The 15,207-nt window shown below is 44.2% G+C and carries 11 protein-coding genes; 8 read left to right on the forward strand and 3 right to left on the reverse strand.

What is annotated here, in order from left to right:
• The first annotated feature begins 383 nt into the window (after nucleotides 1-383).
• The 7 genes from dnaA to QGN29_RS05400 all read left to right on the forward strand — a co-directional run bounded on the left by dnaA (nucleotide 384) and on the right by QGN29_RS05400 (nucleotide 10,650).
• A complete protein-coding gene (gene dnaA, locus QGN29_RS05370) occupies nucleotides 384-1,805 on the forward strand; it encodes a chromosomal replication initiator protein DnaA (protein ID WP_310799661.1) in 1,422 nt (473 codons plus the stop codon).
• 136 nt (nucleotides 1,806-1,941) lie between these two features.
• On the forward strand, nucleotides 1,942-2,076 hold the full coding sequence (locus QGN29_RS05375; protein WP_310799662.1) for a hypothetical protein: 135 nt from the start codon (nucleotides 1,942-1,944) through the stop codon (nucleotides 2,074-2,076).
• Between the two features lie 763 nt (nucleotides 2,077-2,839).
• Nucleotides 2,840-3,955 (forward strand): DNA polymerase III subunit beta, encoded by a 1,116-nt coding sequence (gene dnaN, locus QGN29_RS05380; protein WP_310799664.1) that lies wholly within the window; start codon nucleotides 2,840-2,842, stop codon nucleotides 3,953-3,955.
• Nucleotides 3,956-4,090: 135 nt separating this feature from the next.
• On the forward strand, nucleotides 4,091-5,305 hold the full coding sequence (gene recF, locus QGN29_RS05385; RefSeq protein WP_375164683.1) for a DNA replication/repair protein RecF: 1,215 nt from the start codon (nucleotides 4,091-4,093) through the stop codon (nucleotides 5,303-5,305).
• The gene (gyrB, locus tag QGN29_RS05390) at nucleotides 5,302-7,734 is read left to right on the forward strand and encodes a DNA topoisomerase (ATP-hydrolyzing) subunit B (protein WP_310799666.1); all 2,433 of its coding nucleotides are present in this window, start codon (nucleotides 5,302-5,304) and stop codon (nucleotides 7,732-7,734) included. The genes recF and gyrB overlap by 4 nt, the downstream gene beginning before the upstream one ends.
• Nucleotides 7,735-7,957: 223 nt before the next feature.
• Nucleotides 7,958-9,826 carry a glycoside hydrolase family 13 protein gene (locus QGN29_RS05395; RefSeq protein WP_310799668.1) on the forward strand — a complete coding sequence of 623 codons (1,869 nt, stop codon included), beginning with the start codon at nucleotides 7,958-7,960 and terminating at the stop codon, nucleotides 9,824-9,826.
• Between the two features lie 143 nt (nucleotides 9,827-9,969).
• A complete protein-coding gene (locus QGN29_RS05400) occupies nucleotides 9,970-10,650 on the forward strand; it encodes an outer membrane beta-barrel protein (RefSeq protein ID WP_310799669.1) in 681 nt (226 codons plus the stop codon).
• A 103-nt stretch (nucleotides 10,651-10,753) separates the two neighbouring features.
• On the opposite strand, the gene QGN29_RS05405 is transcribed toward QGN29_RS05400, so the two are convergent.
• Nucleotides 10,754-11,146 carry an MAPEG family protein gene (locus QGN29_RS05405; RefSeq protein ID WP_310799670.1) on the reverse strand — a complete coding sequence of 131 codons (393 nt, stop codon included), beginning with the start codon at nucleotides 11,144-11,146 and terminating at the stop codon, nucleotides 10,754-10,756.
• 133 nt (nucleotides 11,147-11,279) lie between these two features.
• On the opposite strand from QGN29_RS05405, the gene QGN29_RS05410 reads away from it, so the two are divergent.
• The gene (locus tag QGN29_RS05410; protein WP_310799671.1) at nucleotides 11,280-12,155 is read left to right on the forward strand and encodes a LysR family transcriptional regulator; all 876 of its coding nucleotides are present in this window, start codon (nucleotides 11,280-11,282) and stop codon (nucleotides 12,153-12,155) included.
• On the opposite strand, the gene polA is transcribed toward QGN29_RS05410, so the two are convergent.
• Both polA and QGN29_RS05420 read right to left on the reverse strand, forming a co-directional pair.
• Nucleotides 12,152-14,932 carry a DNA polymerase I gene (gene polA, locus QGN29_RS05415; protein ID WP_310799673.1) on the reverse strand — a complete coding sequence of 927 codons (2,781 nt, stop codon included), beginning with the start codon at nucleotides 14,930-14,932 and terminating at the stop codon, nucleotides 12,152-12,154. The two genes, QGN29_RS05410 and polA, sit on opposite strands and share 4 nt — an antisense overlap.
• Before the next feature lie 91 nt (nucleotides 14,933-15,023).
• Nucleotides 15,024-15,200 (reverse strand): zinc-finger domain-containing protein, encoded by a 177-nt coding sequence (locus QGN29_RS05420; RefSeq protein ID WP_310799674.1) that lies wholly within the window; start codon nucleotides 15,198-15,200, stop codon nucleotides 15,024-15,026.
• Between the last annotated feature and the right edge of the window lie 7 nt (nucleotides 15,201-15,207).

Genomic DNA, 15,207 nt, shown 5'->3' on the forward strand with positions numbered 1-15,207 from the left:
GTCTCGCACTTCAAGGCATTGTTTGAGGGTGATTGTTACAACTTTCGTAACATCAATTGAAAACAGGCAATCGAATCTCGTGGACTGGCTTTTTATGGTCACCACCCACGCTTTCGAGTCACATATTTCGATATTTTTATTTAAATTATCGGTCAGTGTAATGCCAAAGCTGTAGAAAACGCAGTTGAAAGATAGGCCTCTTATATTCATTGTTGGTTCATGGATAAGGGTGGAGATAGTTTGACACTGTGAAGAGACAGTCTTTTGATTTGAAGCGATGTCTGGGATTGTGCGCGGGGTTGATACCAGATGGCAGAGTGTAAAGTACTGTATGTAGTTGTGAGCTGGAAAACTTAATGAATAACGAGAGGGAAAAAGTGGGAATGTCATTATCAGCAGGGAATGCACAACAGACTTCATCTCAAGATTTGAGTGGTAAAGACCAAGAAGTCCATATGGCTATTTGGGGGTCTGTGTGTGATAAATTCTGTCGAGAATTTGGCCAAAACGCTTATGATACATGGGTTTCTCATTTGATCTTTTCCTCATTCGAAGGGGGCGTTGTTTCTCTTGCAGCGCCGACCCGCTTTGTGCGCGATTATATTCAGTCTCATTATGCCACACGGTTGAATGATTTTTTTAAAGCTGACCTTGTCGGTATGCATGAGCTCGTCATTCGCTTAGATTCCAGTTTACAAAGCAAGCATCGTGAAGAGCAGGCAGAAAGTAAAGCGGACGCTCAGTCAGGTGATTCTGCTGTTGTGACGTCTGCAAACTTTGAAGGGTCTGCGCTGGATCAACGGTATACTTTTGATAGCTTTGTAGTCGGAAAGTCTAATGAACTTGCTTATGCGGCCGCAAAGAGAATTGCCGAAAGTGATGAAATCGCCTTTAACCCTCTCTTCATTCATGGAGGGGTGGGTCTTGGTAAAACACATTTAATGCATGCGATTGCTCACGAGATAAGACGGAAGGCGCCACAAAAGAAGGTCGTATATGTGTCGGCTGAAAAATTTATGCTGGAATTCATCGCTGCCCTTCGTTTTAAAGATACCCACGCATTCAAGCAGAAATTTAGAAATGTTGATATTCTGATGGTTGATGATGTGCAGTTCATTGCGAACAAGGACAGCACCCAAGAAGAATTCTTTCATACCTTCAACGCATTGGTGGATAATCGGTGTCAGTTGATTATTACAGCAGATCGTTCGCCTACAGAATTAGAGGGCATTGAAGAGCGTATTGTCTCTCGTCTTGGGTGGGGTCTTGTAGCAGACATCCATCCCACAGATTACGAATTGAGACTGGGTATCTTACAGTCCAAGGCAGAAGCGAATGATAAAGTGATTGTGCCTCAAGATGTGTTGGAATTTTTAGCCAAGAGGATTACCTCTAATGTGCGCCACTTAGAGGGTGCTCTGACGCGGGTCATGGCTTTTGCTGAGCTTGTTGGTCGTCCAATTACAATGGAAATGACACGGAATGTGCTTCAGGATCTCATACGTGCAAATGACCGTAAAGTAACGATTGATGAAATCCAGCGTACTGTAGCGGATTATTTCTCTATTCGATTGTCAGAGCTTTTATCTGATCGACGTGCTCGGAATATTGCACGGCCTCGTCAATTTGCTATGTATCTTTGTAAGCAATTGACTAATAGAAGCTTACCTGAAATTGGCCGTAAGTTCGGCGGTCGTGATCATACCACTGTCATGCACGCCGTGAGAAAAGTTGAAGAATTGAAAGAGCAAGATAGCCAGATCGAAGATGATATAGGGCGCTTGATGCGTCAGCTTGAAGGCTAGACTGACTGCGCTCATTGATGGTTGTAGGGGCTTGGCTTGATTGCGTTCTATGTCTTTACAGTCCCTGACTCTCTAAATTTACAATAAATAATAGATTGGATATGATCCCCCTCTTGCTCTTGGGAAGGTCCTTTTTATGTTACTTCGCACATTTACACATCATTTTAGGGAGCAAAATTGGTTTGCCGTGGGATTAGATGTCCTTGTAGCGGTCATTGGTATCTTTTTGGGGTTGCAGGTCACAGATTGGAACCAGACGCGTCAGCAGTAAGATATGGAAGAAGTTTACCTAACTTTGCTGTATGAAGATTTTTCAGAGAATGTCAAAGAAGCAAATAAACGCTCCGAGACTCATCAGGACGTTTAAATTGGATAAGGGATCAAGCGCTTCGACAGGCCTTGCAAGAATTTGCGGCACGGAAAAAGCGCATTGACGATCAACTTGAGTATTTCAGGTAGCTTCGTTTGGTTTCTGAACCAATTTTTGCATAGATCCAGAATAATATCCTGAAAGAAGACGGGAAAATCATAAAATAAAGAAATTTCAATCAGGCGTTCGGCAACTCTGACTTTCTTAATGCTCTGATGGAAACGTCCCAGTCACACACTCTCCTTGCCATATACCGCAAAGGCGAAATGGAGAATGCTGAGCGGGTCTCGTACATGATAGCCTGTCGATTATAAAAGCCCGCCTGTTAGGCTGTAGAAAGCCCTCATGATAGGCAAAAATAGTCTCTGTAGTAGGTCGGTGAATCGATGGATTTTTCTGTGAAAAATTGCCACAGAATCAATTAGAATCGAATCGTGGGGCGACTCGCCACTTAATTCAGTAAAAAAATAGGGAATTCATACTCTTTTTTGTTGGAATTGGCTAGAAAATCGCTATTGTTAAGAATGAGTTTGGATCAAAAAAAATGGGTGTGATTTTTATCGGCTCAGCCTTGAGTAAAACAGCGGGAATGCTGGCTCATTTTGAGAATTTCAAGGGTTTTTTTGGTCCGTGGGAGAACCTTTCAATAAAGAAGATATAATCCATGAAAGTTACCATAGAACGCAATACTCTTTTAAAAACGTTGGGTCATGTTCAAAGCGTCGTTGAGCGCCGCAATACAATTCCAATTCTTTCCAATGTGATGCTTGAAGCTGACGGCAGTAATCTAGCGATGACTGCCACAGACTTGGATATTGCAATTGTTGAAAATGTAGGGGTAATGGTTGAGGTTGCGGGCTCTACCACAGTGCCGGCGCATATGCTTTTTGACATTGTTCGGAAGTTGCCAGATGGTTCTGAAGTTCAGCTTACTCTTGAAGAGGGAGAGCGCTTGATTGTTCAAAGTGGACGTTCTCGCTTTACACTGGCGTGTCTGCCTAAAGAAGATTTTCCCGTGATGAGTGAAGGCGATTTGCCCCATCGTTTTGAAATCGCTGCAGAAGAGTTGAAGCGACTTGTTGATAAAGCCCGTTTCGCGATCTCTACAGAAGAGACGCGTTATTACCTGAATGGCATTTACCTTCATGTGGCCGACGCTGAAGAAGGGCCGCGCTTGCGGGCGGTCGCTACGGATGGTCACCGCCTCGCCCAGGTTGAGCAAGATTTGCCAGAAGGGGCTATGGGGATGCCAGGTATTATTGTGCCTCGTAAAACTGTTGCTGAAATTCGCAAGCTCATCGATGAATGTGAGACGGCTATCCATGTGGCTTTGTCTGATACAAAAATTAGATTCAGCTACGGGGGCACGACGGTTACCTCAAAATTAATCGACGGCACATTCCCTGATTATACACGGGTTATTCCTGAGGGGAATGATAAGATATTGGAAATTGACGCCAAGACTTTCGCAGAAGCTGTGGACCGTGTATCGACAATTTCTAGTGATAAGACCCGTAGCGTGAAAATGTCGTTAGGCGTTGATATGCTGACGTTGACAGTTAATAGTCCAGATAGTGGTACGGCCACTGAAGAGTTGGCGGCAAGTTATCAGGCAGATAGTTTTGATGTTGGTTTTAACAGTCGATATCTCTTGGATATTTTGCAGCAAATCGAGTCAGATACGGCGCAGGTATATTTAGCTGATCCTGCTGCACCGACAGTCTTGCGCGATATCCTTGATGAAGGTGCTCTTTACGTATTGATGCCAATGCGTGTTTAAGATGAATTGGGTTCTGGTAAAAAGGTATCTTTTGCCAGAATTCATTATTTGGGGCCTTGCGTGTTTGACGGAATGACAAAAAACTCAAAAGTTAAAAGAGCTATTCTCTCGTCGAGCGATGTGGAGGAAGGGGTGTTGCCGTCCAAAGTTACCCGATTGGTTCTTTCAAACTATCGATCTTATGCGCAGGCTGAAATGGTTGTGCAAGACGAATGGTTGATGGTTGTCTTGACGGGCGAAAACGGCGCTGGCAAAACGAATATTTTAGAGGCGGTGAGTTATTTTTCGCCTGGTCGCGGAATGCGTCATGCTGCACTGGGCGATGTTTGCCGGGTAAACAGTGGTCTGCCGTGGGCGGTATCTGCAGATTTCCTTCTGGGAACTGAAAAAGAGCAGATTGGCACAGGTCTAGATCCCGAAGCTTTTCGTAGCGAAGGGATGGCGCATAAGAGAGTTGTTCGAATAGAGGGTGAGAGCGAAAGTACGACAGCCCTAGCTGGACGGTTTGCTGTCAGTTGGCTCACACCCCAAATGGACCGTCTTTTTGCAGAGGCGCCGAGCAGTCGGCGTTCTTTCTTGGATCGTATGGTTTTGGGGTTATATCCTGATCATGGTCGTCAGGTGAGCGCCTATGAACGCCTTATGCGAGAGAGAAATAAAATTCTGCAGGATCACGGTGTGCACGCAGACCACTCGTGGGTGTCAGTCATAGAGCGACAGATGGCAGAGCATGCCACAGTGATTGCCGTGGCGCGCTTGGATTTTACGGGTCAGCTTGCTGGGTTAATTGAGGCAACCTCAACGCAAGATAGCGCTTTTCCTAAAGCGCTCTTAGCATTGGACGGCGACCTTGAAGGTCTATTGAATGAAGGTATTACGGCGACAGATGTGGAAGAGACCTATCGTTGTAAACTGGAGGCGTCCAGAGGCGTTGATGCTGGAAAAGGACGCACCAGTTTCGGTCCACACAAGACGGATTTGATAGTGACGCACGCACCGAAATCAATGCCGGCTACTCTCTGTTCAACAGGTGAACAGAAGGCGTTATTGATAAATTTAATATTGGCCAATGCTCGATTAACTAAAGCTCTGACAGGCAAGGCTCCGATTCTTTTATTAGATGAGGTTGCGGCGCATCTTGACGAATATAGGCGTGCATCTCTTTTTGACGCGCTTGTGGAATTGAATGGTCAATGTTGGCTTACAGGAACTGACGCTAGTATGTTTGAGGCCCTTAAAGGGCGCGCAGCATTTTTCACTGTAACGCCGGGCAAGATTAGAGCAGTTGCAGAGGCTGATAAAGAAAATAATAAGAACGATACAGAAAAGAAAGGATCCGCAGGATCATGAGTGAAGATATGCAAAACCTAGAAAATGGTGCAGAAGAGTACGGCGCAGATAGCATTAAAGTCTTGAAGGGCTTAGACGCTGTCCGTAAGCGTCCCGGTATGTATATTGGGGATACTGAGGATGGTTCAGGTTTGCATCATATGGTCTTTGAGGTGTCTGATAATGCCATTGATGAAGCGCTAGCAGGGCACTGTGATATTGTGACCATGTCTCTCAATTCTGATGGGTCTTGCTCAATCCTTGATAATGGACGCGGTATCCCTACAGATATTCACGAAGAAGAAGGTGTTTCGGCTGCTCAGGTGATTATGACTCAGCTGCATGCTGGTGGTAAATTTGATAACAATAGTTATAAAGTTTCAGGCGGCTTGCATGGGGTTGGTGTATCGGTGGTTAATGCTCTTTCTGATTGGCTTGAGTTGAGAATTTGGCGCGACGGTAAAGAGCATCATATGCGCTTTGAACACGGCGAGCCAATTGATGATTTAGCTGTGGTCGGGGATGCCAAGCCAGGTCAAAAAGGTACAGAAGTTACCTTTATGCCTGCGATTGAAACTTTTAAAAACATTACATTCAGCTTTGATAAGCTTGTCCATCGTTTCCGTGAGTTAGCCTTTTTGAACTCAGGGGTGCGTATTCTACTGAAAGATAAGCGTCACGCAGATGTTGAGGATGTTGAGCTCTTTTATGAGGGCGGCATTACGGCTTTTGTTAACTATCTAGATCGAAGTAAAGATTCCATTATCGGCGAGCCGGTAACAGTTGCTGGTGAAAAAGATGGAATCGTTACAGAAGTTTCCATGCAGTGGAATGACAGCTACCATGAGAATGTTCTTTGTTTTACGAATAATATTCCCCAGCGCGATGGCGGCACGCATTTGGCAGCATTTCGAGCAGCGTTGACACGCACCATTAACAGCTATCTGAATGATAGTGGGATAGCAAAAAAAGCCAAAGTGTCTGTTTCCGGGGATGATGCCCGTGAAGGCTTAACGGCAGTTGTGTCTGTAAAAGTCCCTGATCCGAAATTCTCTTCTCAGACTAAAGACAAACTGGTTTCTTCCGAGGTGCGCCCTGCTGTTGAAGGCATGATGAATGAAAAATTGGCAGAATGGTTTGCGGAACATCCCAATGAAGCTCGTATTGTGGTGCAGAAAATTATTGATGCAGCCACAGCCCGTGAAGCAGCGCGCAAAGCACGCGAATTAACCCGAAGAAAGGGTGTTCTTGATGTGGCCTCGCTGCCAGGCAAATTAGCAGACTGTCAAGAAAAGGACGCATCCCTCTCTGAACTCTTTATCGTGGAGGGTGATTCTGCTGGTGGTTCTGCAAAGCAGGGTCGAAATCGCAAAAACCAAGCCATTTTACCGCTCAAAGGAAAGATTTTGAATGTAGAGCGAGCCCGCTTTGATCGGATGCTTGGATCGCAAGAAATTGGGACGCTGATCACTGCTCTTGGTACAGGGATTGGTCGAGAAGACTTTAATCTTGAGAAATTACGCTATCATAAAATTGTCATCATGACTGATGCGGATGTGGATGGAGCACACATTCGAACCTTGCTGCTGACTTTCTTCTATCGCCAGATGCCAGAAATTGTTGAGAACGGTTACCTTTATATTGCGCAGCCGCCTCTCTATAAAGTCGGTCGAGGCAAGTCCGAGGTCTATTTGAAGGATGAAGCGGCGATGGATGACTATCTTCTAAATAATGGGGTTCAAGATGTTGTGATTACTGATGCAACAGGGGCTCAACATGCGGGTGAAGAAATTCGCCATCTAGCGAGTGAAGCTCAAACCATAAATTCATATTTACGCGCTTTCCCACAAGGTACCAACCTTGAATTGGCAGAGTTAATCGGCCTGCTCGGTGGATTTAATACTGACCTTCAGGGTAAGTTGGAAGACCGATCAAAAGTGGCTCAAGAAGTTTGTGCTCGTTTGAACAATTTAGATGATGTTGGTAAATGGGAAGGACAAGGCGCTGACAGTGGCGGCTATAAATTTACCTATCATATTCGAGGGATTTCAGACAGTTATACCTTTAATGCAGATTTCTGTGACAGTCAGGAAGCTAGGGGTTTGGATCATCATATGAAAACGGTTAGAGAACTGTTTGCTGAACCTGTTACGATGGAGCGAAAAGAAGTTGAAGTTATTGTCTCTCGACCGACTGAACTTCTTGCTGCTCTTTTAGCTCAAGGGAAAAAGGGTCTCTCAATGCAACGCTATAAAGGATTGGGCGAAATGAATCCGGACCAATTATGGGAGACAACATTAGATCCTGAAGCTAGAACATTGTTGCAGGTAAAGGTTGACCATGTGGATACTGCTGACGAAATCTTCACAAAATTGATGGGAGATATTGTTGAAGACCGTCGGGCTTTCATTCAAGACAATGCGCTCTCGGTGACAAATTTGGATGCTTAGAAGAGGATAGGATTACTATAATTTTAAGCGACTACTAGGATAGCCTCTGACGAAAGTCAGGGGCTTTTTTTTCTAATAAAACTATAGTGTGACATTTTATTGCATAATAAAAATGGCAGTTTTATTGATGTTGTTATAATATACAAAATATATTTGCCTTGATTTGTATAGTTATTTCACGCATAGTCATGCCTGTGTTCTGGCGATTCTAGGGAGAAGAATTGTGATTAAAAAAATCGCGCTATTCGTACTATCAGTCTTTATTGTTGTATCCTCTGCACAGGCTCAAAGCTCTTTGAAAAGAGTAGAGCCCTTAAATTGGTGGGTAGGGATGAAACATCAGGACCTTCAACTTCTTATTTATGGGGAGAAGATTGGTCACTTGTATCCTACGTTTTCATACGAAGGGGTTTCTCTTACTAAAGTCGTTAGGACAGAAAATCCCAATTATATTTTCGCCTATCTTTCAATCGGCTCTCAAGCGAAAGCGGGCACAATGAAAGTTGATCTTCTTGATGAAAAAGGCGTGGCACAGCATTCTTTTGCATATGAATTGAAGGAGCGCGATGCGGGTTCTGCTGACCGTGAAGGGTTTAATACCTCAGATGTAATGTATTTGGTGACTCCGGACCGTTTTGTGAATGGGGACCCGACAAATGATCAGATTGAGGGCATGCGAGAACAAAGCTTAGATCGAACAGCGGGCTATAAACGTCACGGCGGTGATATTCAGGGCCTAGAGGATAGCTTAGACTATATTAAAGACATGGGCTTTACTGCAATCTGGCTAAACCCGGTGCTTGAAAACGATCAACCAGATGCTTCTTATCATGGGTATGCGGCGACTGATTTTTATAAAGTTGATCGACGGTTTGGCACCAATGAGCACTATCGTCGATTCGTGAAGAAGGCTAAGAAGCAGGGCATTAAGACCATCATGGATATGATTTTAAATCATAGTGGGCATAAGCATTGGTTTGTTGAAGATAAGCCAACAAAAGACTGGGTAAATTTTGGAGGGTCTTATGTGAATACGTCCCATCGGAGACAAGCAAATATTGATGCCTATGCTTCGGACTATGATCGAAAAATGTTCACAGATGGCTGGTTTGTGGCTTCCATGCCTGATTTGAATCAGCGGAACGAATTAATGAGTGATTATCTTATTCAAAACACCATCTGGTGGGTTGAGTATGCTGACTTGTCAGGCATTCGTATGGATACCTATCCATATCCGGATAAACATTTCATGACAGAGTGGACGTGCCGACTGGCCGAGGAATATCCATCTTTTAATGTGGTTGGGGAAGAATGGTTTAATGACCCTGCTATTGTAAGTTATTGGCAGCGGGGTAAGAAGAATCACGATGGTTATACAAGCTGCTTAAGGTCTTTAATGGACTTTCCAATTCAAGAAGCTTTCCGAGACGCCCTTAAAACCGATGATAAACATTGGGGTCAGGGTTTGATGAAATTATATGATAAATTGGTTCTAGATTTCCAATATCCAGAACCAGAAGAATTGGTTGTTTTTCCAGACAATCACGACATGGATCGCATTCATACTCAAATGGGGGAGGATGCTGACTTTACCCGCATGTCGCTGGCCTATTTTGCAACCATGCGCGGTGTGCCGCAATTTTATTACGGTACTGAAATATTAATGGAAAACAGTGCTAAACCGGGAGATCACGGTTTGATTCGCACAGATTTCCCTGGCGGATGGGCCGGTGATGCTGTGAATGCTTTTACAGGTAAGGGCTTGACAGCTGAGCAGAAAAAAACTCAGGTTTATTTGAAAAAGCTATTGCAGTGGCGGAAAAATGCGAAAGTGATTCATACTGGTGATTTGATGCATTTTGTGCCCGAAAACGGTGTCTATGTTTTCTTCAGATATATGAAATCTGGTGAAAAAGTCATGGTGGTTCTCAATAAAAATGATGCTGAAACAAGATTACCTCTTGCGCGCTATGCAGAGATGTTGTCCGGCCGCATAGGTGTTGTAGATGTAATCTCTCAGGAGAAGCAGGACTTAAGTCAGGGTGTTTTGCTCTTGGATGCAAAAACAACTCATATTTTTGAGGTACAGTAGAGCGTTGGCTCACACTGTTTTTGGTTGAATCGGGAAAGGCTCTTGCACTGAATGCAAAAGGCCTTTTCTATATATAAAAGCTTTCTTTTGGTCGGTTATGGTTGTATAATTCTCTTTATCCTAAATTAGTTTGGAGTAAAAGGATGAATTATTTAACTGTATTTGTGAGCAGTCTGCTCATTTTAGTCGTATCTTCAATGGCATCTGCACAGTCAATGGATTTTTTTGATAGAACTGTCGAAAAGAAATTCGATGGTATCGCAGCGGGCTTAGATTTTGGCTATACTCATTACAAGACTGAAAATGCCCAGTCTACAGCCCTTATAGGCCGTAGTAATAATGAGACATTTAATTGGGGGTTTCATGGAAAATGGCGATTTCAGCATGACATTGGATTGATGCTAGGCTTTACCTTAAATCATATGTATCTGGGTGATAAATCAGGTGCAGAATCGCGGACTAAATATACTGAAGAGGATGTGACATATTATACAACACAGAATGTTCACTCAAAAACAGATTTGTCTGTATCGGTTGGGTATACATTAGGTGCGGAGTATGAATGGCTTTTATATTCAGAAATTGGATTGGCCTCAGCGCGTCTAAAGATGCGTGATTTTTCTAGAGATGTGGGAGAGCGTGCATTGAATACTGATGTGAGGTCCTCATTTAGTAAAAGTGGTTTGTTATTAGGCCTTGGTGTGGAATATGCCTTTTCAGAGCGGATCCTGTTTCATACAAAACTTAATCGAACAAAATTATACCAAAAAACAGGCGTTAATGAAATCAATATGGTTTCGACAGGCTTTAGTTATCGATTCTAAAGGTGCAAATAGAAGTCTTAGGGCAAGCCCCTGAGTAAGCTCAGTGTAAGTCCCAGGCATGATGTCTGGGACTTATTGTTTTCAAGACTTGTCCAAGCATCAGTTATAGGGATTGTAAGTGCCAAACTAATGATATTGATAGGACTAAAAAACTTATAATAGTCGAAAGCATTCCAAAAATTCTTGGCTTAAGTGACCCATTTTCCGCCATGCCTAGAGCGTGCGATATGCGGGCTAGAGGAAAGAGAAGTGCGAAAAAAGTCACGACTAAAGTGGGGCCTCCCGTCCCTTCCAGTAATCCAAGAAGGATCAGGAAAATTGGGGTCGTCTCGATAAAATTTCCATGCCGTCTTATCTTATAAAGTAATTCTTGATTACCACCGTCGCCGATAGAAATGCTTGCTTTGCGACGTGCAATGCCTGTTGTTACAGTTAAGATGATTTGGATGAGTCCCAGTGCAGCAGCTGCATAGGCTGTCATTATTGGTAAAGTCATTTGCTAAGCCTTTCTTATTCTTGAACCTCCCTGTCCTTAAACTAGTTATATGGTGCAATAAATAGGCATTAATGATATAGTCTGGTGCATAAATGAACCATACAAGCGTTATGAAATATCTTAGGTTACGGATATGAATTGGAATGATTTAAAAATATTTTTGGCGGTCTCTGATGCGTCCTCTATTCGTGAGGCTGCAAAGAAGCTAAAAGTGAGCCACAGTAAAGTATCGCGTCATATAGATGCTCTAGAGGCAGCCAGTGGGGTGAAGCTTTTTGATCGATTATCAATTGGGTATCGTCTTACAGCCGCCGGTGAAGAATTAATCCCTATAGCACGGGATATGGAAACCCGTGTGCATAGCTATTGTCGTATGGTTGCGGGTCGGGATGATATCTTATCTGGCGTTGTGACAGTGACATGTCCTGAAGTGTTGGTGACTCCCTTACTGTTGGACTACTTTTTGGCCTTCATGAGAGAATATCCCGCGATTCAGGTAAAAATTAGCACGTCTTATGAATTATTTGATCTATCCAAGCGGGAAGCTGATGTTGCCTTTCGCATTACGCACTCTCCGCCAGAGCATTTAATTGGCCGAAAAATAGGCGATTTTAATGAAGCGGTCTATGCTATGGAAAGCTATATGATGAGCCATAGGCCTACGAGCAAAGAGTCATCCGCACGGTGGATTGGATGGGGAGAACCTGAAGAGCATCCATCATGGATCGCTTCGTCCCCTTTCCCCCATTTGCCTATCATGGGACATTTTAATAATCCAAGCATTCAATGCGAAATTGCTGAGAGAGGAGAAGGCTTAGGGTTTTTCCCCTGCTGCTTTGTGAAGCCTGATTCCCGTTTGAAAAAACTTTCAACGCCTAAAAATATTTCTGAATTGTGGATGCTGTCCCATAAGGACTTGCGGTCTAGCAAGCGTCTTCGAGCCTTTAAAGATTTTATGACCCGCCATATTCCCGAAATTAAATCTAAATTAGAAGGGCACTCCCTTTAATGTGCCTCTTCCCAGTCATCGCCGACCCCTACATCAACAACTAGAGGAACGGCCATTTCTAAAATCGGTTCACATGCAGCTTCCATTGTAGATTTAATTACTGCAGAGGCTTCCGTGACCCGGGCTTCAGGAATTTCAAAGACCAGTTCATCATGTACTTGCAGTAGCATTTTTACATCGGGGAGGAGGCCTGCTCTCTCAAGGGCAGGAGGCATTTGAATCATTGCCCGCCGGATCACATCAGCGGCAGTCCCTTGGATAGGGGCATTAATCGCTGCGCGCTCACCAAATTGACGCCGCATAGGATTCTTTTCTTGGATAGCGCCGATGTGGACTTTCCGTCCAAATAGGGTTTCAACGTGCCCTTTCTCTTTTGCGAATTCTATGGTTTCATCCATATAGGCCCGAATGCCGGGGAAGCGTGCAAAATAAGCGTCAATAAAACCTTGAGCTTCTTTACGACTGATCCCTAATTGACGGGCAAGTCCAAAGGCCGAAATGCCGTAAATAATACCAAAGTTAATTGCTTTGGCATTCCGCCGCACCATAGGGTCCATGCCCTCTACAGGGACGCCGAACACTTGTGAGGCGGTCATGGCATGAATATCAATTCCTTCATGAAAGGCGTCTTTAAGAGCTTGAATATCCGCCATATGGGCCAAGATGCGTAGCTCGATTTGGCTGTAATCTGCGGCGACGAGCTTATGGCCTTCTTCGGGGATAAAAGCTCTTCGAATTTTGCGGCCTTCACTGGTTCTGATTGGAATATTCTGTAAGTTTGGATCATTACTGGATAGGCGGCCTGTGGTGGTGCTGGCCAGTGAATAACTTGTGTGAACACGACCTGTTGCAGGATTTATTTGTCCCACCAGCGCGTCAGTATAGGTGCTTTTCAGTTTTGCAAATTGACGGTATTCGATAACCTTTTGTGCAATATCTACGCCTTCACCAGCAAGTTTTTCTAAAACATCAACATTGGTAGAGAAGGCCCCTGTCTTAGATTTCTTACCCCCTTTTAAGCCCATATCCTCAAATAGGATTTCGCCAAGTTGTTTGGGAGAGGCAATATTAAAGGGGCGCCCTGCCAGATCATGAATATCAATTTCTAAGCGCTGTATACCCTCAGCAAATTCATTACTGAGGCGTCTTAGTTCCGCGCCGTCTACCTTTATTCCAGCCTGTTCCATATCCGAGAGGACTTTCACAAGTGGGCGCTCAAGCGTTTCATAAACGGTTCTGACCTTTTCAGCAGCAAGTCGAGGCTTCAGAATGCGAGCAAGACGTCCTGTTAGATCTGCATCTTCAGCAGCATAATGGGTGGCTTCTTTCAGTGGGATAAGGTCGAATGTTTTTTGATTTTTACCTGTGCCCGCTATCTCTTTAAAGGCAACGGGAGTTATGTCTAAATTTATGCCTGATAGTTCATCCATCCCGTGACCATGACGACCGGCATCGAGGGCGTAAGACATAAGCATCGTATCATCGATCGGAGAGACAGCGATACCTTCTCGGGCGAGAATCGTCATATCGTATTTCATGTTTTGGCCAATTTTTAAAACGCTCTCATCTTCAAAGAGAGGTTTCAAGGCCGCGAGGGCTTTGGCTTTATCAATTTGTGTTGGAGGCACTGCAAACATATCATCACTATCCCCCTTATGGGCAAGAGGAATATAGCAAGCCTTGCCTGCGTCTATGGATAGACTAATCCCAACTAAATCGACCGCAGTAGCATCTAAGCCTGTAGTCTCTGTATCAACAGCTATAACGCCCGCTGAATAAGCAGCTTCAATCCACAACGAGAGGTCATCAAGAGTGGTGATGCAGCTATAGTCAGTCTCGATTTTTTCAATTTCATTGTCTGCGGCTTGATGTGCCGTGTCTTCAAGATCAGCGCCGTAATGATTAATCACTTTTGTGCGTAAACTTCTAAAAGATTGGGTGTCAATGAATGAGAGCAGGTCTTCGGCCACTGGGTTTTTTACAGCCATTGTTTCGAGATCATCAGTGATCGGGCAATCGACCTTTAAAGTCACAAGATCGCGGCTGATGCGCGCTTGGTCAGCAAATTCTAGAAGGTTCTCTCTGCGCTTATTCTGTTTAATTTCTGCAGCACGATCTAGAAGTGTATCTAAATCCCCATAGTCATTGATAAGTTGGGCTGCTGTTTTGACGCCGATACCAGGTACGCCAGGCACATTATCAGCACTGTCACCGGCAAGCGCCTGAACATCAATCACTTTTTCCGGGCCTACACCAAATTTTTCATGAACTCCATCAATCCCGATCCGTTTGTTCTTCATGCTGTCAAACATGGTCGTCCCCTGATCAACAAGCTGCATCAAATCTTTGTCACTTGAAACGATTGTCACATCCCAGCCTTTTTTGCGGGCTTGCACAGCATAAGTTGCAATCAGATCATCAGCTTCGTAGCCTGGCATTTCTAAAGATTTAACCCCAAAGGCTTCAACGGCTTCACGAATGATAGAAAACTGTGGCACTAAATCTTCGGGTGCAGGTGGGCGGTGGGCTTTATATTCTGGATAGATATCATTTCTAAAAGTTTTTTTTGCCGCATCAAAGATCACGGCTAAGTGAGAGGGACGCTCTCCATCTCTTAAATCTTGTAGCAGTTTAAACAGCATGCTTGAAAAGCCATATACAGCATTCACAGGAGTTCCGTCCGGTCTGTTCATACTGCCCGGTCTTATGGCGTGATAGGCTCGGAAGATAAATCCAGATCCATCTACAAGATAGAGATGCGGTGTCGCGTCTGTCATGAAAATTCTCCCGTCATGCGTTGAGAGCTATATAAGGAAGGCTTGGCGGTAAGGGCCAAGCCTGATGGATCAGAGGGAAGAGTAAACCGCGTTAGGTATCCGCAGGGCCACCTTCTAAAATATATTGTCGATCACAATAAGGACAGTCAATTTTTCCATCTTTATCTAAGGTAAGATAGACACGTGGATGACCCAGTGCGCCTTCGCCACCATCACATGCAACACGATGTTCTTTAGTCTTCACCACTTCAGGAGCTTCAATAGTCATTGATTAA

The organism is Temperatibacter marinus (genome assembly GCF_031598375.1).
Lineage (GTDB): Bacteria > Pseudomonadota > Alphaproteobacteria > Sphingomonadales > Kordiimonadaceae > Temperatibacter > Temperatibacter marinus.